This is a genomic window from Xanthomonas sp. 1678 (assembly GCF_031455575.1).
GTDB lineage: Bacteria > Pseudomonadota > Gammaproteobacteria > Xanthomonadales > Xanthomonadaceae > Xanthomonas_A.
The window spans coordinates 321,857-340,298 of record NZ_JAVDSZ010000002.1; the positions used below are offsets into that span (position 1 = coordinate 321,857).

At 69.7% G+C, this 18,442-nt stretch carries 17 protein-coding genes; 13 read left to right on the forward strand and 4 right to left on the reverse strand.

All coding sequences use genetic code 11. From position 1 onward, the window contains the following. The first annotated feature begins 199 nt into the window (after positions 1 to 199). From mdoH to hemC, 4 genes are all read left to right on the forward strand, one after another. A complete protein-coding gene (gene mdoH, locus J2Y70_RS04515; RefSeq protein ID WP_263395810.1) occupies positions 200 to 2,131 on the forward strand; it encodes a glucans biosynthesis glucosyltransferase MdoH in 1,932 nt (643 codons plus the stop codon). 56 nt (positions 2,132 to 2,187) lie between these two features. Continuing rightward, positions 2,188 to 2,853: an alpha/beta hydrolase gene (locus J2Y70_RS04520; RefSeq protein WP_309914706.1), complete on the forward strand. Its 666-nt coding sequence runs from the start codon at positions 2,188 to 2,190 to the stop codon at positions 2,851 to 2,853. A 127-nt stretch (positions 2,854 to 2,980) separates the two neighbouring features. Then, the gene (locus J2Y70_RS04525; RefSeq protein ID WP_263398525.1) at positions 2,981 to 3,712 is read left to right on the forward strand and encodes a LytTR family DNA-binding domain-containing protein; all 732 of its coding nucleotides are present in this window, start codon (positions 2,981 to 2,983) and stop codon (positions 3,710 to 3,712) included. A gap of 135 nt (positions 3,713 to 3,847) precedes the next feature. Then, positions 3,848 to 4,771: a hydroxymethylbilane synthase gene (hemC, locus tag J2Y70_RS04530; RefSeq protein ID WP_309913838.1), complete on the forward strand. Its 924-nt coding sequence runs from the start codon at positions 3,848 to 3,850 to the stop codon at positions 4,769 to 4,771. A gap of 265 nt (positions 4,772 to 5,036) precedes the next feature. Here the strand turns inward: hemC and J2Y70_RS04535 are convergent, their stop codons facing one another. Next, positions 5,037 to 5,822, reverse strand: coding sequence for a YdiY family protein (locus J2Y70_RS04535; protein ID WP_263395807.1), 786 nt, complete (start codon positions 5,820 to 5,822; stop codon positions 5,037 to 5,039). A 178-nt stretch (positions 5,823 to 6,000) separates the two neighbouring features. Here J2Y70_RS04535 and J2Y70_RS04540 point away from each other — a divergent pair, with 178 nt between their 5' ends. Beyond that, positions 6,001 to 6,972, forward strand: coding sequence for a YafY family protein (locus J2Y70_RS04540; RefSeq protein WP_309913845.1), 972 nt, complete (start codon positions 6,001 to 6,003; stop codon positions 6,970 to 6,972). Between the two features lie 102 nt (positions 6,973 to 7,074). Here the strand turns inward: J2Y70_RS04540 and J2Y70_RS04545 are convergent, their stop codons facing one another. Together J2Y70_RS04545 and J2Y70_RS04550 are read right to left on the reverse strand one after the other, a co-directional pair. Next, positions 7,075 to 7,491: a helix-turn-helix domain-containing protein gene (locus tag J2Y70_RS04545; RefSeq protein ID WP_309913848.1), complete on the reverse strand. Its 417-nt coding sequence runs from the start codon at positions 7,489 to 7,491 to the stop codon at positions 7,075 to 7,077. A gap of 111 nt (positions 7,492 to 7,602) precedes the next feature. Next, the gene (locus tag J2Y70_RS04550) at positions 7,603 to 8,187 is read right to left on the reverse strand and encodes a lipocalin family protein (RefSeq protein ID WP_263395804.1); all 585 of its coding nucleotides are present in this window, start codon (positions 8,185 to 8,187) and stop codon (positions 7,603 to 7,605) included. A 133-nt stretch (positions 8,188 to 8,320) separates the two neighbouring features. Here J2Y70_RS04550 and J2Y70_RS04555 point away from each other — a divergent pair, with 133 nt between their 5' ends. Both J2Y70_RS04555 and J2Y70_RS04560 read left to right on the forward strand, forming a co-directional pair. After that, the gene (locus J2Y70_RS04555) at positions 8,321 to 8,620 is read left to right on the forward strand and encodes a hypothetical protein (protein ID WP_263395803.1); all 300 of its coding nucleotides are present in this window, start codon (positions 8,321 to 8,323) and stop codon (positions 8,618 to 8,620) included. 66 nt (positions 8,621 to 8,686) lie between these two features. Beyond that, positions 8,687 to 10,792, forward strand: a complete 2,106-nt coding sequence (locus tag J2Y70_RS04560) for a prolyl oligopeptidase family serine peptidase (RefSeq protein WP_309913851.1) — start codon at positions 8,687 to 8,689, stop codon at positions 10,790 to 10,792. A 507-nt stretch (positions 10,793 to 11,299) separates the two neighbouring features. Here the strand turns inward: J2Y70_RS04560 and J2Y70_RS04565 are convergent. Continuing rightward, positions 11,300 to 12,523 (reverse strand): pyridoxal phosphate-dependent aminotransferase, encoded by a 1,224-nt coding sequence (locus tag J2Y70_RS04565; protein ID WP_309913853.1) that lies wholly within the window; start codon positions 12,521 to 12,523, stop codon positions 11,300 to 11,302. Between the two features lie 203 nt (positions 12,524 to 12,726). Here J2Y70_RS04565 and J2Y70_RS04570 point away from each other — a divergent pair, with 203 nt between their 5' ends. The 6 genes from J2Y70_RS04570 to xerC all read left to right on the forward strand — a co-directional run bounded on the left by J2Y70_RS04570 (position 12,727) and on the right by xerC (position 18,420). Next, positions 12,727 to 14,814: a S9 family peptidase gene (locus tag J2Y70_RS04570; RefSeq protein ID WP_309913855.1), complete on the forward strand. Its 2,088-nt coding sequence runs from the start codon at positions 12,727 to 12,729 to the stop codon at positions 14,812 to 14,814. 405 nt (positions 14,815 to 15,219) lie between these two features. Then, entirely contained in the window at positions 15,220 to 15,603 is a 384-nt protein-coding gene (locus J2Y70_RS04575; RefSeq protein ID WP_309913858.1) for a YbaN family protein, read from the forward strand. Between the two features lie 58 nt (positions 15,604 to 15,661). Beyond that, the gene (locus J2Y70_RS04580) at positions 15,662 to 15,913 is read left to right on the forward strand and encodes a lipoprotein (protein WP_263395798.1); all 252 of its coding nucleotides are present in this window, start codon (positions 15,662 to 15,664) and stop codon (positions 15,911 to 15,913) included. Further along, positions 15,906 to 16,760 carry a diaminopimelate epimerase gene (gene dapF / locus J2Y70_RS04585; protein ID WP_309913862.1) on the forward strand — a complete coding sequence of 285 codons (855 nt, stop codon included), beginning with the start codon at positions 15,906 to 15,908 and terminating at the stop codon, positions 16,758 to 16,760. Before J2Y70_RS04580 ends, dapF begins: the two co-directional genes overlap by 8 nt. Next, positions 16,757 to 17,422, forward strand: coding sequence for a DUF484 family protein (locus J2Y70_RS04590; RefSeq protein ID WP_309913866.1), 666 nt, complete (start codon positions 16,757 to 16,759; stop codon positions 17,420 to 17,422). Before dapF ends, J2Y70_RS04590 begins: the two co-directional genes overlap by 4 nt. Then, positions 17,419 to 18,420, forward strand: a complete 1,002-nt coding sequence (gene xerC / locus J2Y70_RS04595; RefSeq protein ID WP_309913869.1) for a tyrosine recombinase XerC — start codon at positions 17,419 to 17,421, stop codon at positions 18,418 to 18,420. Before J2Y70_RS04590 ends, xerC begins: the two co-directional genes overlap by 4 nt. Positions 18,421 to 18,442: the final 22 nt, after the last annotated feature.

Below are 18,442 nucleotides of genomic sequence, written 5' to 3' on the forward strand. Positions count from 1 at the left end.
CGCGGTCGCGTTCTCGGCGATCTTCGCGAAAGCTTACTATTTAAGGTTTACAGTGGCGGCCGTATTTTGCCCGCCCGACAGGAGAGAACGTGGGTACGAGTGGCAATCACAGCAACACGGCGCCGTTCGCGGTGCCAGGACACGCTGCGGCCAGGTCCGGATCGCGGCGCTGCGCTGCCCGACGAGGCTGGCGGAACGCATGAGCATGGTCGTCCCCCCACCGACCCTGCCCGACGCCGTTTCCCTCGATGCCGGCCACGCGGTGCTGCCGCCCGAGGCGCCATTGCCGATGCCGGTGCAGACCCTGCGCGAGGGCAAGCTGCGCAACAAGCGCCTGCCCACCACGCCGGTCGGCATGTTCTGGCGGCGGCTGTACGTGTTCGGCAGCACCGCCTTGATGACCGCCTACGCCAGCGTGCTGATCGCCAAGGTGCTGCTGATCGGCGGCGTCAGCGTGCTCGAAGCCTGCCTGATGGCGCTGTTCATTCCGCTGTTCGCGTGGATCGCGTTTTCGTTCGTCAGCGCGCTGGCCGGATTCGTGACCCTGGTGTTCGGCGGCGGGCGCAAGCTCGGCATCGATCCGGACGCACCGCTGCCGAGCGTGCGCAGCCGCACCGCGCTGCTGATGCCGACCTACAACGAGGATCCGCACCGGCTGATGGCCGGGTTGCAGGCGATCTACGAATCGGTCGAGGCCACCGGCCAGATCGCGCACTTCGATTTCTTCATCCTCAGCGACACCACGCGCGCCGCGGTCGGGACCGAGGAAGAAGAGGTCTACGCCGACCTGGTCGCGCGCACCGGCGGCCACGGCCGCATCTACTACCGGCGCCGCGCCGACAACGCCGAGCGCAAGGCCGGCAACATCGCCGACTGGGTGCGCCGTTTCGGCGGCGCCTATCCGCAGATGCTGATCCTGGACGCGGACAGCCTGATGACCGGCGAAACCATCGTGCGCCTGGTCGCGGGCATGGAAGACCATCCCGACGTCGGCCTGATCCAGACCTTGCCGGAAGTGGTCAACGGCAACAGCCTGTTCGCGCGCATGCAGCAGTTCGGCGGCCGCGTCTACGGCCCGGTGATCGCCTACGGCGTGGCCTGGTGGCACGGCGCGGAGAGCAACTACTGGGGCCACAACGCGGTGATCCGCACCCAGGCCTTCGCCGAACAGGCCGGCCTGCCGGCGCTGCCCGGGCGCAAGCCGTTCGGCGGCCACGTGCTCAGCCACGATTTCGTCGAGGCCGCGCTGATGCGCCGCGGCGGCTGGGCCACGCACATGGTGCCGTACCTGCAGGGCAGCTACGAGGAAGGCCCGCCGACGCTGACCGACCTGCTGGTGCGCGACCGCCGCTGGTGCCAGGGCAACCTGCAGCATTCCAAGGTGGTCTTCGCGCGCGGCCTGCACTGGATCAGCCGCATGCACATGATGATCGGCATCGGCCATTACTTCACCGCACCGATGTGGGGCTTGCTGATGCTGATCGGCATCGCCATCCCGCTGCAGAGCGACGGCTTCGACCTGGTCGCCACGGTGGTGTCCCCGTTCTCGCCGGCGCGCTACTGGCACCAGCAGGATTCGACCCGGGTGTTCTGGGTGTTCGCGGTGACCATGTTCGTGCTGCTGGCGCCGAAGGTGCTGGGCTACTTCGCCATGTTGCTCAAACCCGAGGAGCGGCGCGGCTGCGGCGGTGCGCTGCGCGCGCTGCTGAGCATGCTGCTGGAGACCGTGCTGGCGGCGCTGATGGCGCCGGTGGTGATGTACGTGCAGTCGCGCGGCGTGGCCGAAGTGCTGGCCGGCAAGGATTCGGGCTGGGACGCGCAGCAGCGCGACGACGGCCGCCTGTCGTGGCTGGCGCTGGCGCGCAGCTACGGCGGCCTCAGCGCGTTCGGGCTGCTGATGGGCGCGATGGCCTACGTGGTGTCGCCGTCGCTGGCGATGTGGATGGCGCCGGTGGTGATCGGCATGGCGCTGGCGATCCCGGTGGTCGCGGTGAGCTCCTCGCGCGCGGCCGGATTGTGGCTGCGCCAGCTGCGCATCCTGGCCATTCCCGAAGAGCGGCAGCCGCCGGCGGTGCTGCTGCGCGCCGGCGAATTGCGCCGCGCCGCGGCCGCGCGACGCATCGCCGGCTGACCCGGGCGGCCGATGCGGCAGGCATAATGCGCCGCATCTCGATGGGGACGCCGCGCATGCTGGAAACGCTGGAACACGAAACCGCCGCCTCGCCGGCCTGGACCGTCTTGTGGCTGCACGGGCTCGGTGCCGACGGCAACGACTTCGCGCCGCTGGTGCCGGAACTGCTGCGGCCGGGCTGGCCGGCGCTGCGCTTCGTGTTCCCGCACGCGCCGGTGCGCGCGGTGACGATCAACAACGGCGTGCGCATGCGCGCCTGGTACGACATCGTCAGTCCCGATTTCTCCAACCGCGCCGACAGCGCCGGCGTGGCCGCCTCGGTCGCGCAGGTCGAGGAACTGATCGCGCGCGAGCACGAACGCGGCGTGCCCGCCGAGCGCCTGCTGCTGGCCGGTTTCTCGCAGGGCGGCGCCATCACCCTGGCCGCCGGGCTGCGCCGCGAACGGCCGCTGGCCGGCTTGATCGCGCTGTCCACCTATCTGCCGGAGGTGGCCGACGTCGCCCGCTGGCATGCGCCGGCGGCGCTGTCGCAGCCGCTGTTCATGGCCCACGGCCAGGGCGATCCGGTGATCCCGCAACCCTATGCCGAGCAGACCGCGCAGGCGCTGCAGGCGCTGGGCATGCCGGTGCAGTGGCGGCGCTATCCGATGGCGCACCAGGTCTGCGCCGAGGAGATCGCCGATCTGCGCGACTGGATGAGCGCGCGCTTCGCCGCCGGCTGAGGCGCGGCCACGGCGAGCGGCGCGGGGCGCCGGGGCGAGCCCCTGCCGCTGAGGCGCGGATGACGGCCCGGCGGCGGCGGGGCTACTATGCGGCGAGACCGCGCTCCAGCCCACTGAGGTGACGTACGTGAAGGTGGTGATCGCCGACGACGAACCCCTGGCGCGCGAGCGCTTGCGCGCGCTGCTGGCCGAGCATGCCGGCGTCGAGGTGGTGGCCGAGGCCGGCAATGGCCTGGAAGCGCTGCACGCCTGCGCCGAATTGCGCCCGGATCTGGTGCTGCTGGATATCGCCATGCCCGGCGTCGACGGGCTGGAGACCGCGCGCCACCTGGCCAGCTTCGAGCCGCGTCCGGCGGTGGTGTTCTGCACCGCCTACGATGCGCACGCGCTGTCCGCGTTCGAGGCCGCGGCCATCGACTACCTGATGAAACCGGTGCGCGCCGAGCGGCTGGCGGCGGCGTTGGAGCGCGCGCGCACGTTCATGGCCGGTCGTCGCGGCAGCGTCGGCGCCACGCCGCTGGAACAGCGCCGCACCCACCTGTGCGCGCGGCTGCGCGGCAGCCTGCGCTTGATCCCGGTCGACGACATCCACTACCTGCAGGCCGAGGAAAAGTACGTGGTGGTGCACCATGCGCGCGGCGAGGACCTGATCGAGGAATCGCTGAAGTCGCTGGAGGAGGAATTCGCCGAGCGCTTCGTGCGCATCCACCGCAACTGCCTGGTCGCGCGCCACGAACTGGTCGAGCTGCGACGCCTGGGCGAGGGCCAGGTGCATGCGGTGCTGCGCCATGGCAAGCAGCCGCTGGAAGTGAGCCGGCGCTGTGTGGCGCAGTTGCGGCAGGAGATCCGTTATCTGTGAGGGGGCCGGAAGTGGGGATTCGGGATGGCCGGTGGAGTGGTTGCGGCAAGCGGGGTTCGGAATCGGGAGCGGATGAGCGGGCATTCGGCTGCGAAGGCCGGGATGGATGGCGGCGCTTTCCGCGATAATGGGCCGATGAAGATCCTGCGCATCGCCACCCGCAAAAGCCCGCTCGCCCTGTGGCAGAGCGAACACGTCGCCGCCTGCCTGCGCCAGGCGCATCCGCAGCTGGAGGTGGTGCTGGTGCCGATGAGCACCCGCGGCGACGAGGTGCTGGACCGCTCGCTGGCGGCGATCGGCGGCAAGGGCCTGTTCCTGAAGGAGCTGGAATTGGCGATGCTGCGCGGCGAGGCCGATTGCGCGGTGCATTCGCTCAAGGACGTGCCGATGGAACTGGATCCGCCGTTCGTGCTGCCGGCGATCCTGGCGCGCGCCGACCCGGCCGATGCGCTGATTTCCAACCTGTACGCGTCGCTGGACGCGCTGCCGCTGGGCGCGCGGGTGGGCACCTCCTCGCTGCGCCGACAGGCGCAGCTGCGCGCGCGGCGCCCGGACCTGCAGCTGCAGGATCTGCGCGGCAACGTCAACACGCGCCTGGCCAAGCTCGACAACGGCGGCTACGACGGGATCGTGCTGGCCTGCGCCGGCCTGCAGCGGCTCGGCTTGGAGGCGCGCATCACCCAACGCCTGCAGGCGCCGGACTGGCTGCCGGCGCCGGCGCAGGGCGCCATCGCGGTGGAATGCCGCGGCGACGCCTCGGTCGCGCTGGACCTGTTCGCTGCACTGGACCACGCGCCCACCCGCACCTGCGTGGAGGCCGAGCGGGCGATGAACCGCGCGCTGCACGGCAGCTGCCATGTGCCGGTGGCCGCCTTCGCCCAATGGCGCGGCGAGGACCTGCTGCTGCAGGGCTTGGTCGGCGGCGTCGCCGACGGACGCCTGGTGCGTGCCGAGCTGCAGCGTACCGCGCAGGACCCGGAGGCGCTGGGCGAAGCGGTGGCCGAGGCGCTGCTGGGCGCCGGCGCGCGCGAGCTGCTGGATGCCGCGCTACCGGGCTGAGAGGTCCGGCCCAGGCGCCCGTTGCATCCGGACAATTGGGTCTATGCGTGCAGCGAGCCCGTCTGCGGGCAGTGAACCCTGTAGGAGCGGCTTCAGCCGCGACAGGCGTTACCGGTAACGCCCGTCGCGGCTGAAGCCGCTCCTACAAAAACCAAAAACCATCAGCCGAAACGGCCGGGTCGGATGACCCAGAGCGGCAGCCCCGATCGGCGAGGCCGCGCCGCATGCTGTCCCGAGTCCCGAGTCCCGAGTCCCGGCCCCGGCCCTACCTGAACTTGTAGACCACATTCATCGTGGTCAACGTATCGGTCTTCTTCTTGTCGTCGCTGACGTCGCTGTTGTGGCGCGCCTGCCAGCCGGCCTTCAGCGCCAGCCGCGAATTCATGCTGACCGAGATGCCCAGGTCGTTCTGCGCGAAGGTGTTGTACGACCCCGATTCGACCAGCAGGGTGTTGGCCAGTTCGGTGTTGGCGGTCAGGCCGTACTTGAAGTCGACCAGGCCGCGGCCGATCAGCCCGGTCTCGGTGCGATCCTCTTCCACGTCGTGGGCGCGGCGCACGCCGGGGCCGATCTGCACGTCCAGGCTCCTGTGATCGCCGTCCATGATCCGCGTGCCGTAGCCGATGCCGATCGTGGCCAGACGGTCGTAGGTGGCGAAATCGTCGCGCTCGTAGCGCAGCGAGGCGGTCAGCTGGCGGTGTTCGCCCAACTGCAGCGCGCTGCCGGCGCTGCCGGTATAGCGGTTGGAGGTGGTCTGGCGCACGCGTTCGGTGCTGCCGTCGTCGTTGGTGTTGGTGTACTCGGCGCTGGCGCGCAACCCGAACAGGTCGATGCTGTGGATCCAGTCGCCGTCCAGGTACTGGCCCTTGAGCCGGCCGTTGAAGCTCTCGTTGGAGCTGTTGCCGCGCGAGGAGGCGAAGCCCAGCTCGCCGGAGCCGCTCCACGGCGAACTGCCCGGTTCCGGTGGCGCGGCCACGTCGGCGGCCCAGGCCGGGGACGTACCCAGCAGCATCAAGGTGATCGCGGTTACTACGGCAGCGCGGCGGGGCATTGGCTCTTCTCTCCTGGGTTTGGGGACGCAGCCTTCGGCTAACGAAATGGAAACGATTTCATCATACCGGATCCACATGACACCCCGGCCGCCGCCCGGCCACGGCTTCATCGGCGGTTTGGGCGCGCGGCTGGCCGCCAGGCGTATTTCCGCCACGGACTCAGACATAATCGGTGCCATGGACCGCTACGAACGCATCAACGCATTGCACCGGCTGCTCAAGTCCGCCCGCTACCCGGTGACGGTGGCGCGGCTGCAGGACGAACTGGGCTGCTCCCGCGCCACCGTCTACCGCGACCTGGCGTTCCTGCGCGACGCGCTGATGGCCCCGGTCGAGGGCGACGGCGAGGCCGGGTTCCGCTACGAGTCCGGGGAGAGCGACCGCTTCGAACTGCCGGGGCTGTGGCTCAGTTCCGAGGAACTGTACGCGCTGCTGGCCTCGCAGCAATTGCTGGCGCGCACCGGCGGCGGGGTGCTGTCCTCGGTGCTGGCGCCGCTGCAGCAGCGCATCGAGAGCCTGCTGGCGGCGCAGGCCGGGGCCACCCACTGGCCGGTGGAGCGGGTGCGGGTGATCCCGCACCGCGGCCGCAAGCTCGACGAGGCCAGCTTCCGCACCGTCGCCTCGGCGGTGCTGGAGCGCAAGCGGCTGTCGTTCGATTACCGCGCCCGCTCCACCGACGAATCGACCAAGCGCACGGTGTCGCCGCAGCGCATCACCCACTACCGCGACAACTGGTACCTGGACGCCTGGGACCACGGCCGCGACGCGGTGCGCAGCTTCGCGGTGGACCGGATCAACCACGCGCGCCTGCTCGACCAGCCGGCGCAGGACGTGGCCGACGAGGAGCTGGATTCGCAACTGGCGGCCAGCTACGGGATCTTCTCCGGCGCGCCCAAGGGCTGGGCGACGATCGTGTTCAGCCCCAAGGCGGCGCGCTGGGTCGCCGACGAGCACTGGCATTCCAAGCAGCAGGGGCGCTTCCTGGCCGACGGCCGCTACGAACTGAAGGTGCCGTACAGCGTCTCGCGCGAGCTGTTGATGGACGTGCTGCATTACGGCTCGGATGCGGAAATCGTCGAGCCGCGCTCGCTGCGCGAACAGGCCAAGGCGCTGCTGTCGCTGGCGCTGAGCAACTACAGCGACGACTAGCGCGTCGCTGCCACTGTAGGAGCGGCTTCAGCCGCGACAGGCAGCATCAGCCACGGTACCGTCTGTCGCGGCTGATGGCTCGAAGGCCACCCAGAGCCGCTCCTACAGTGTGTCCGGCGGCCGGTTGCCGTTGCTCAGGATGGTGCCGATGTTGGTCTCGATCCAGTCCACCAGTGCGTGCACGTGCGTGGCCGCGTCCTTGCCCAGCGGGGTCAGCGCGTAGTCCACGTGCGGCGGCACCACCGGGTGCGCGGTGCGCTGCACGAACCCGTCCGCTTCCAGTGCCTGCAGGGTCTGCGCCAGCATCTTCTCGCTGACCCCTTCCAGGCTGCGGCGCAGGTCGCCGAAGCGATGCGTGCCCTTGCGCAGCGCCACCAGCACCAGCACGCCCCAACGGCTGGTCACATGGCTGAGCACGGCGCGCGAGGGGCAGTGCTGCGCGAACACCTGGCCGCGCGTGGCGTCCGCTGCGGGCGGGAGCGGCGAATCGCAGAGGGTCTCGGAAAGAACGCTGGCCAAGCGGTGCACCTGTCTGGGGGACGGACCGGCCTGATCATACGGAGGTCGGCTGGCGCCTCGCTGAGTGGCAGGCGATGGCGGTGCAACCTATTCGGGGAGCGGCGACACGTCTCAGGGCTCGCTCGGCACTTCGAAACCGAGCCTGCCGACCTGGTCGCGGCGCTGCGGCACGCGCTTGAGCTTGTCGACGTTGATCCCGTAGTCGCGGTCCAGCTTGCCCGCCAGTTCGCGGTATTGCTTGTGGTCCATGTCCGGCTCGCGCGCGAATATCCAGGCCAGATCGCGGCCGGGATAGTCGATCAGCGCCCAGGAATAGTCCGGCGCGACCTCGAGGATGCGGTACTTGGTCGGCACCACGGCGAACAGCCAGGTGGTCCAGCGGCGGTCGCCGGTGCCCTCTTTGACCGTGGCGCGCGAAGTGATTTCCTTGACCGGCGCGTCGAAGCCCTCGCGGTACCGGTAGCGCACGGCGATCTTGCCGTCCTCCTTGAGCGTGTACTCGTCGCTGCTGGCGACATGGCCGCGCTCGGCGAAGTAGGGCACGTGCGCGATCACGTACCAGCGGCCCATGAAGCGCTTCAGGTCGATCGGCGGCTGCTGGGGCGCATGCTCCTCTGGGGATGTCGCCCGCGCCGCCGGCAGGGGGACGGCCATGCCGAGCAGCAGCATGGAGGCGAACAGGGAGAGCAGGCGCATAAGACAGGAATCCGGAGGCTTGAAGGGACAAGCTAGTGAGTATCGGGCGAAAGCCATGTCAATAGTGGGTCGCAGCCGTTGAGATGCGCGCGCGGCACGCTGCGCGCCTCATCACCGTTCCGGAGTCGCCGCCATGCCGATCGCCCCTTCGTCCCGTTCCGCCCGCGCGCCGCATCCCGGCCTGCGCCGCCTGGTGCTGCAGGCGCTGCTCGCCGGGCTGGCCTTGGTCCTGGTGTGGCCGGCCGCGCGCGGCTACAGCGAATGGCTGGGCTGGCGGCCGCTGTGGCTGCTGGGCATGCCGCTGAGCGCGTGGTGGGCGCTGCACCGCTTCCCGCTGCCGCTGCGGCCGTTGCGCCGGGGGTTGGCGCGGCTGCGGCCGCGGGTCCAGGCGCGGCGGCGCGCGCCGGCGTGGCGGGTCACCCGCGCAGCCTGACCTTCGGCAGGGGAGGGCCGCGTCCCCGCATGCTACGGTTCGGGGCTGTTCTCCTGGACCTGTCCCATGCCCTCTCTTGCCCATGCCTGCCTGCTTGCCGGACTGATTGCCTCCGGGACCGCCGCGGCGAAGGAAACCGCAATGCCCCAAGATCCCTATGCCTGGCTCGAAGACGTCACCGGCGCCAAGCCGCTGGACTGGGTCAAGGCGCAGAACGCCAAGACCGAGGCGCGGCTGACCGCGCAGCCGGGCTTCCAGGCGCGCGAGGCCGGCATCCGCGAAGTGCTGGATTCGGACGCGAAGATCCCGGCGGTGCAGAAGATCGGCCCGTACTACTACAACCTGTGGAAGGACCGCGAGCACGAGCGTGGTCTGTGGCGGCGCACCACCCTGGAGGAGTACCGCAAGCCCGAGCCGAAATGGGAGACGGTGCTGGACCTGGACGCGCTGAACAAGGCCGAGGGCGAGAACTGGGTGTGGCACGGCGCCGATTGCCTGCGCCCGGACTACCGCCGCTGCCTGATCGCGCTGTCGCGCGGCGGCGCCGACGCCGACGTCACCCGCGAGTTCGACCTGGGCAGCAAGCAGTGGGTCAAGGACGGCTTCTTCCGTCCCGAGGCCAAGGGCGGCCTGGGCTGGATCGACGCCGACACCGTCTACCTCTACACCGATTTCGGCGCCGGTTCGATGACCAGCTCCGGCTACCCGCGGGTGGTCAAGCAGTGGAAGCGCGGCACGGCGCTGCAGAGCGCGACGCCGGTCTACGAAGGCAAGCCGGAGGACATGTACATCGCCGCGATGCACGACGACACGCCCGGCTACGAGCGCGATTTCGTCAGCCGCACGCTGGCCTTCTACAACGATGAGCTGTACCTGCGGGGCGCCGACGGCCGCCTGACCAAGATCGACGTGCCCAACTCGGCCAACAAGCGCGTGCACCGGCAGTGGCTGACCCTGGAATTGCGCGATGCGTGGACCGTGGACGGCACCACCTATCCGGCCGGCGCGCTGCTGGTGGCCAAGTTCGACGACTTCATGGCCGGCAAGCGCGCGTTCCAGGTGGTGTTCACCCCGACCGAGACCACTTCGCTGGCCTCGTTCGCCTGGACCAAGTCGCGCCTGGTGCTGAACGTGCTCGACGACGTCAAGAGCCGGCTGTGGGTGCTGACCCCGGGCGAAGGCGAGTGGGCGCGCGCGCCGTTCCCGGTCGGCGACCTGGCCTTCGGCAGCACCAGCGTCGAGGCGGTCGATGCCGACGAGAACGACCAGGTGTGGCTGACCTCCACCGATTTCCTGACCCCGACCACGCTGATGCTGGCCGACGTGCAGCGCGGCGCGCAGAGCATCGAGACGCTGAAGGCGATGCCGAGCTTCTTCGACGCGTCCAAGGACGCGATTGAGCAGCACTTCGCGGTGTCCAAGGACGGCACCAAGGTGCCGTACTTCCTGGTCCGGCCGAAGCAGCTCAAGCTGGATGGCAGCAATCCGACCCTGCTGTACGCCTATGGCGGCTTCGAGATCTCGATGACCCCGTTCTACTCCGGCGGCCTCGGCCGCGCCTGGCTCGACCAGGGCGGCGTGTACGCGCTGGCCAACATCCGTGGCGGCGGCGAGTACGGCCCGCGCTGGCACCAGGCGGCGCTGAAGCAGAACCGGCACAAGGCCTACGAAGACATGGCGGCGGTGGCGCAGGACCTGGCCGCGCGCAAGATCACCTCGGCCAAGCACCTGGGCGTGCAGGGCGGCAGCAACGGCGGGCTGATGGCCGGCAACATGCTGGTGCAGTACCCGCAGCTGTTCGGCGCGGTGGTGGTGCAGGTGCCGCTGCTGGACATGAAGCGCTACAGCCACCTGCTGGCCGGCGCCTCGTGGATGGCCGAGTACGGCAATCCGGATACCGACGACTGGAAGTACATCCAGAGCTTCTCGCCGTACCACCTGTTCGACCCGAAGAAGACCTATCCGCCGGTGATCTTCCTGACCTCCACCCGCGACGACCGGGTGCACCCGGGCCATGCGCGCAAGATGGCGGCGAAGATGATCGATGCGGGCAAGGACGTGACCTACTACGAGAACATCGAAGGCGGCCACGGCGGTGCGGCCAACAACGCGCAGGCCGCGCATATGCAGGCGCTGGCGTACGGGTTCCTGTGGGAGCGGCTGAAGGATTGAAGGCGCTGTAGCAGCCGGTCTTAGCGGATGCCCGTGCGCCTTGTACGGGCGTTTGGAGTTCTGGCAAGGCGGGGTAACTTCAGGGCCGGAGCAGCGGCAAAGGCTGGAGCAACGGCAAGGGCCGGAGCAACGGCAAAGGCTTTCGCGCCCTTGGCGCGAGTCACTTTTGTCTTGGCAAAAGTAACCAAAACCGCCGTCGCCGACGCGAGCCGATGCGATAAAGCCGCATCGGTTCCCTGTGCTCCTCGGCGCAAGCGGCACGGCGCCCAAACTCGCTTCGCTCAAACAAGGGCGCCTCTTCGGCCGCTTGCGCCTGCGGTGCTCGGCTCGCTTTAAGGCGAAGACAATCGAAAGCCACAGCCACAGCCACAGCCACAGCCACAGCCACAGCTAAAGCCACAGCTAAAGCCAAGCCAAAACCGCGTTGGCTACGCGATGTGGTCGCTGGCGATCTTGGGCTTGGTTTCGGTCTGCGAGGTCATTGCGATCGGCAGCGCCTGAAGGCGCTTACGGTCCAGCGTGGCGATCCCAACGCTCCAGTCCGCGCGCGATCCGTGCCACCGCTTCCTGCAGCCGCGGCAGGCTCTGCGTGTAGGCGATGCGTACGTGCTGGCGTGCGCGGTGCCGGCCGAAGTCCACGCCCGGGGTGAATGCCACGTGCTCGGTCTCCAGGAAATGCGCGCAGAACGCCTGCGCGTCTTCGGTGAACGCGCTGACGTCGGCGTAGAGATAGAACGCGCCCTGCGGTTCCACTTCGATGCGCAGGCCGAGCGCGCGCAGCGCCGGCAGCAGGTAGTCGCGGCGTTGGCCGAACTCGGCGCGGCGCGCCTCCAGGATCTGCAGCGTGTCGGGGCGGAAACAGGCCAGCGCCGCATGCTGGGCGATGCTGGACGCGCTGATGTACAGGTTCTGCGCCAGCTTCTCCAGCGACGGCACCGCCGCGCGCGGCGCCACCAGCCAGCCCAGGCGCCAGCCGGTCATGCCGAAATACTTGGAGAAGCTGTTCAGCACATAGGCCTCGTCGTCGACCTCGAGCACGCTGGGCGCGTCGATGCCGTAGCTGAGGCCGTGGTAGATCTCGTCGACCACCAAGTGGCCGCCGCGCGCGCGTAGCGCCTGCGCCAGTGCGGCCAGTTCGGCGCGGTCCAGCAGCGTGCCGGTCGGGTTGGCCGGCGAGGCGACCAGCGCGCCGACGCTGTCGGCGTTCCAGTGCGCGTCCAGCAGGGCCGGGGTCAGCTGGTAGCGGCTGTCCGGGCCGACCGGCACCAGGTGCGCCGCGCCTTCGACCAGGCGCAGGAAGTGCCGGTTGCATGGATAACCGGGGTCGGCCAGCAGCCAGCGCTTGCCCGGATCCACCAGCAGCGCGCTGGCCAGCAGCAACGCGCCGGATCCGCCGGGCGTGATCATGATCCGCGCCGGGTCCAGGTCCACGTCGTGGCGTTGCCGATAGAAGCCGGCCAGCGCCTCGCGCAGCGCCGGCAGCCCGCGCGCGGCGGTGTAGCGGGTGTGGCCGGCGGCCAATGCGGCCTGGCCTGCGGCGACGATCGGCGCGGCGGTGGTGAAGTCCGGCTCGCCGATCTCCAAGTGGATCACGTCGTGGCCGGCATGTTCCAGTTCGTTGGCGCGGGCCAGCAGCGCCATCACGTGGAACGGTTCGATGTCGCGGCTGCGCTGGCTGTAGGCGGGCGGCGCGTGCGCCGCGGCGGAAGAGGGGGGCGGAAGGGAAGCCATGGCCCGATCATAGAGGAGCATGCGGCAACAAATCGTTGCGCGCGCTTGCCAGGATGCGGCGTTGCGCGGAGACTCGCTCGGCACCATGCGCCGCCGCATGCCTGCCGCCTCCCGGCCCGGGCGGCGCGTCCTTCGTTGCGTTGCCGCCGCCGGAGCCCCATTAGATGCATCCCCGTCCCTTGCTAGCGAGCTTCCTCCTGCTCATGACCGCGCCCTTCGCTTCCGCCCTCGCCACCGATGCCACGCCGCCGCACCCGGCCAAGCAGCCGCACACGGTCAAGGCGCCGTTCGGCGCCACCCGCCAGGACGACTATTACTGGCTGCGCGACGACAAGCGCGAAAACCCGCAGATGCTGGCCTATCTCAACGCCGAAAACGCCTACGCCGATCAGCTGCTGAAGCCGCTCAAGCCGCTGGAGGACACGCTGTACACCGAAATCGTCGGCCGCATCAAGCAGGACGACAGCAGCGTGCCGTACCGCGAGCGCGGCTACTGGTACTACACGCGCTACGAGAGCGGCAAGGACTATCCGGTGCACGCGCGGCGCAAGGGCAGCATGGACGCGCCGGAGCAGATCCTGCTCGACGTCAACGCGATGGCCGCCGACAAGGGCTATTTCAGCGTCGGCGACGCGGTGGTCAGCCAGGACAACCGCATCCTGGCCTGGACCGAGGACGACGTCGGCCGCCGCCAGTACGTGGTGCGCTTCAAGAACCTGGAGACCGGTGAGGTCTACGCCGATCGCGTGCCCGGCGTGTCGCCGGACCTGGTCTGGGCCGACGACAACAAGACCCTGTTCTACGTCGAGAACGACCCGGAAACGCTGCTCACCGTGCGCGTCAGGAAGCACGTGCTGGGCACGCCGGCCACGCAGGACGCGCTGGTCTACGAGGAGAAGGACGACAGTTTCTACATGGGCCTGGGCCGCACCCGCGACGACAAGTACATCGTCATCGGCGTGGAAAGCACGGTGTCCTCCGAGCAGCGCTACGCGCCGGCCGCCGATCCGCAGCGCTTCACCGTGCTGGCGCCGCGCGAACGCGACATCGAGTACAGCGCCGACCATTTCGACGGGCGCTGGGTGATCCGCACCAACTGGAAGGCCAAGAACTACGCGCTGATGACCGCGCCCGACGGCGCCACCGCGCGCGCGCAGTGGCAGACCTGGCTGCCCTACGACGAGAAGGTGTTCATCGACAGCTTCGAACTGTTCGACGGCTTCACCGCGATCGCCGAGCGGTCCGACGGCCTGGAGCGGATCCGCCTGCACTTCGCCGATGGCAAGGAGGACTACGTCAAGGCCGACGAGCCGGCCTATTCGATGGGCCTGTCGGTCAATCCGGAGCCGGACACGCCGTGGCTGCGCTACAGCTACACCTCGCTGACCACCCCGGCCACCACCTACGAACTCAACACCCGCACCGGCGAGCGCAAGCTGCTCAAGCAGCAGCCGGTGATCGGCTACGACGCGGACAAGTACCAGACCGAACGCGTGTGGGTGACCGCGCGCGACGGGGTCAAGGTGCCGGTGTCGCTGGTGTACAGGAAGGGCTTCAAGAAGGACGGCACCGCGGCGTTGTACCAGTACGCCTACGGCAGCTACGGCATGTCCACCGACCCCAACTTCAACCTGCCGGTGGTGAGCCTGCTCGACCGCGGCGTGGTCTACGCCATCGCGCACATCCGTGGCGGCCAGGAGATGGGCCGCGACTGGTACGACCAGGGCAAGCTGCTCAACAAGAAGAACACCTTCACCGACTTCATCGACGTGACCCGCGGCTTGGTCAAGCTCGGCTATGCGGCACCGGACCGTGTCGCCGCGGCCGGCGGCAGCGCCGGCGGGCTGCTGATGGGCGCGGTGGCGAACATGGCGCCGCAGGACTACCGGGTGCTGGTGGCGCAGGTGCCGTTCGTCGACGTGGTCACCACCATGCTCGACCCGAGCATTCCGCTGACCACCAACGAATACGACGAGTGGGGCAATCCGGAGAAGAAGAAGTACTACGACTACATGCTCGGCTATTCGCCGTACGACAACGTCGCGCGCCAGGCGTACCCGGCGCTGTTCGTCGGCACCGGGCTGTGGGATTCGCAGGTGCAGTACTGGGAGCCGGCGAAATGGGTGGCCAAGCTGCGCGACGACAACACCGGGACCCGACCGATCGTGTTCCGGGTCAACATGGAAGCCGGCCACGGCGGCAAGTCCGGGCGCTTCCGCCGCTATCGCGAGCAGGCCGAGTCGTACGCGTTCATGCTCGATCAGCTGGGCGTGGAGCACGCGGCGAAGTAGGGCGGGCTCCGGCGCCCTGTCGCGGCTGAAGCCGCTCCTACAGGAAGCGGGCCGGGTGCACTGTAGGGGCCGGGACTCGGGACTCGGGACTCGGAAAAGCGGCGCGCTTCTTGGTGCGGCGTCGGCCCGGTCTATAGCGCGCGGTAGCGCTGTAGGAGCGGCTTCAGCCGCGACGGGTTCCGCAGCCGCTGGCTGGCGGATTCCGCGTCGCGACTGAAGTCGCTCCCACAATGGCTTGCCACGCCGAGCGCTGGCCAGTGGCACTGTGGGAGGGACTTCAGTCCCGACTGCATCACGCTGGCAAGCACGTCGCTTCGCTGCTCGCGACTCAACTCGCCCGCGCAAGAGGGCGGTGCCGAGGGCGCATGTCCCGCCGCCATCCGGTCGCGGCTTTATCATGCGCCAATGGAATCCCCCTCCCGTTTCCGCTGGGCATGGTGGCTGCTGGCCTATGTCAGCCTGGCGACGGGCATCGTCGGCATCTTCGTGCCGGGCTTGCCGACCACGGTGTTCGTGCTGATCTCGGCCTACGCCGCGTCGCGCGGCTCCGAGCGGCTGCGCCGCCGGCTGCTGGAGGATCCGCGCTTCGGCCCCAGCATCCGCGACTGGGAAACGCACGGCGCGGTCAGTCGCCGCGGCAAGTGGATGGCGACGCTGACCATGGCGGTGTGCGCGCTGGTGCTGCTGCTGTTCGTGCACAGGCTCTGGGTGCAGGTGCTGGCGATCGGCTGCATGAGCTGCGTGGCGCTGTGGCTGTGGCTGCGCCCGGAGCCGCCGCCGCGCGACTGACGGGCGGGCGGCCGCATGCGGCACAGCCGATTCAGGCCCTTCTGGCTATACTCGGCGCATGAGCACATCGTTCCGTCATCCGATCCGTATCGCCCTGTTCGGTGCCGCCTTGCTGGCGCTGTCCGGGTGCGGCAACAAAGGCCCGCTGGTGATGCCGCAGAAGCCGGTCCCGGTGGAAACCGCGCCAGCCACCGCGCCCGACGCGACGCCACCGGCCACGACCGATCCCGCCGGCCAGGCGCAGCCGGTCGATGGCCAGCAGCAGCCGGTCGACGACACCACCACCACGCCCACCGATGGGAATGAGTGAGGCCACTCCCGCGGCGCGCCTGCGCTTTTCCAAGATGCAGGGCGCGGGCAACGATTTCGTGGTGCTCGACCTGCGCGATGGCGCCCCGGCGCCGGACGCCGCGCTGGCGGTGCGCCTGGCCGACCGCCATTTCGGCGTCGGCTGCGACCAACTCCTGACCATCGAGGCGCCGCGCAGCGCCGACGCGGTGGCCAGCTACCGCATCTGGAACACCGACGGCAGCCTGGCCGGGCAGTGCGGCAACGGCGCGCGCTGCGTCGCCGCCTGGCTGGTACGCGACGGCGCCGCCGGCAGCGATGCGTTCGTCATCGACAGTCCGTTCGCCTCGCATCGCATCGAGCGCGGCGACGACGGCCAGTTCGCGGTCGAGATGGGCGTGCCGCGCTTCGCCCCGGAGGACGTGCCGCTGATCGGCTTCCCGCGCATGCGCGAGGAATACGTGTTGCCATTGCAAGGCGGCAGCGTGCGCTTCGGCGCGGTGTCGATGGGCAATCCGCATGCGGTGCTGGAAGTGGGCCTGGTCGACGCGGCGCCGGTCGAACGGCTGGGGCCGTTGCTGCAGCAGCACGCGTCGTTTCCCGATTCGGTCAATGTCGGCTTCGCCCAGGTGATCGACCGCGGCCATGTGCGCCTGCGCGTGTACGAGCGCGGCGTCGGCGAGACCCTGGCCTGCGGCAGCGGCGCCTGCGCGGCCGCGGCGGTGCTGATCCAGCGCGGCCGCGTGGAGCGCGACGTGCGCGTGGTGCTGCCCGGCGGCGAGCTGCGCATCCGCTGGCCGCACGATGCGGCGCCGGTGGTGATGTCCGGGCCGGCCGCCTTCGTTTTCGATGGGGAGTGGATCCGATGAGCGAGACCCAGGACAAGATCGGCGCGCACGAGATCGCCGCATGGCTGCGCCGCCACCCGGCGTTCCTGAAACAGTTCCCCGACCTGGCGCTGACCCTGGTGGTGCCGCGCGACGACGGTCCGACCGCGTCGCTGGCCAGTTACCAGCTGGAAGTGCTGCGCGACAAGAACCGCGAGCTGTCGCGGCGCCTGTCCGAGCTGGCCGCCAACGCCCAGGTCAACGAGCGCCTGGCGGTGCGGACCCACCAGCTGACCCTGGCGCTGATGCGCCAGACCAGCGCCGCCGACAGCGTGCGCGCGATGGCCGCCTCGCTGCAGGAGGATTTCCAGGGCGACCTGGTCAGCATCGTGCTGCTGCACCCGCTGCCCGGGCTGGAGCAGGCGCCGTGGCTGCAGATCCTGGCGCAGGACGATCCGCGGCTGGCGCCGTTCCGCGACTGCCTGAAGGACGGCGAGCCGATCTGCGGCCGCCTGCAGCCGGAGAAGCAGGCGCTGCTGTACGCCGAGCGCATCGAGGACGTGCAGTCCACCGCGCTGCTGCCGTTGCCCGGCGTGGGCCTGCTCGCGGTCGGCAGCCGCGACCCGAACCGCTTCTATCCCGGCATGGGCACCTTGTTCCTGCGCATGATGGGCGAGTCGCTGACGGTGGCGCTGCAGCGATGAAGCGCGGGACCGGGGACCGGGGACCGGGGACCGGGAAAAAGCCGCAATCTCGCATTGGCGAGACCACTTGCACAACCAGCGCCGAAGGCCCGCTTGCACCGGGTCCCCGGTCCCCGGTCCCCGGTCCCGCGTCTGCCTTCCTCGCCTACCTGCAAGTCGAACGGCGCATGTCCGCGCACACCCTGGACGCGTACCGCCGCGACCTGGCCGCGCTGGCGGCGTGGGCCGCGGACAATGCCGGCGGCGACATCGTCGCGCTCGGCGCCGAGCAGTTGCGCCATTTCATCGCCGCCGAGCACCGCCGCGGGCTGTCGCCGAAGAGCCTGCAGCGGCGCCTGTCGGCGTGCCGCAGTTTCTACGCGTGGTTGCTCAAGCATGGCCAGATCGCGGCCAGTCCGGCCGCCGCGCTGCGTGCGCCGAAGGCGCCGCGCAAGCTGCCGCAGGTGCTCGACGCCGACGAGGCGGTGCGCCTGGTCGAGGTGCCGACCGATGTGCCGCTGGGCCTGCGCGACCGCGCGCTGCTCGAGTTGTTCTATTCCTCCGGGCTGCGCCTGAGCGAGCTGTGCGCGCTGCGCTGGCGCGATCTGGATTTCGCCAGTGGCCTGGTCCGCGTGCTCGGCAAGGGCAACCGCCAGCGGCTGGTGCCGGTCGGTTCGCATGCGCGCAAGGCGTTGCTGGAATGGCAGGCGGAGACCAAGGCGGCCGCAGAGGCGCCGGTGTTCCCGGGCCGCGGCGGCGCGCCGATCGGCGCGCGCGCGGTGCAGATCCGGATCAAGCAGCTGGCCGGGCGCCAGGGCCTGTTCAAGCACGTGCACCCGCACATGCTGCGGCACAGTTTCGCCAGCCACATCCTCGAATCCTCCGGCGACCTGCGCGGCGTGCAGGAGCTGCTCGGCCATGCCGACATCGCCACCACGCAGATCTACACCCACCTGGATTTCCAGCATCTGGCCAAGGTCTACGACGCCGCGCATCCGCGCGCCAAGCGCAAGTCCTGACTGATCCCTGAGCGGGCGCGAT